Source organism: Limosilactobacillus alvi (assembly GCF_016900115.1).
GTDB classification, from domain to species: domain Bacteria; phylum Bacillota; class Bacilli; order Lactobacillales; family Lactobacillaceae; genus Limosilactobacillus; species Limosilactobacillus alvi.
In genome coordinates this window covers 1-375 of record NZ_JACJJQ010000094.1, presented here as the reverse complement: position 1 = coordinate 375, position 375 = coordinate 1, and the positions used below count along the sequence as shown (strand labels likewise).

Below are 375 nucleotides of genomic sequence, written 5' to 3'. Positions count from 1 at the left end.
GAAGACGCTCGTAAAATTGCGTTAACGGCTTTTGATAATGAGTTTCGTTTGGCTACCCCGCAGGCTCCGCAATATGTCCGTCTGCGGGAACTGAATCGTTTTTATAATCAATTAAGCCATGATTGGACGCATCGAATTAATCAGCTTCATACGGCGTTAGAACAGACCTTTCCAGAATTAAAAGTGCTTTTTCAAAATGCGACTTCAAAATTAGCGCTTAACGTCGTTGAGCTATTTCCCCATCCAGATTTAGTAAAGCCGCTTTCCCGAACCAAACTTAAAAACCAACTAATTAAATCAACGGATAAGAAGTTGTCGCAGGTGAAGGGCTTTAAGTATGCGGACAAACTATTGGCTCTCGCCAAAGATTCATAC

1 protein-coding gene is annotated in these 375 nt (G+C 41.6%); it reads left to right on the top strand.

The annotated features are described in order from the left end of the window. Positions 1–375 (top strand): IS110 family transposase (locus H5993_RS09225; protein WP_204777111.1); only part of this gene is annotated, 375 nt, incomplete at both ends.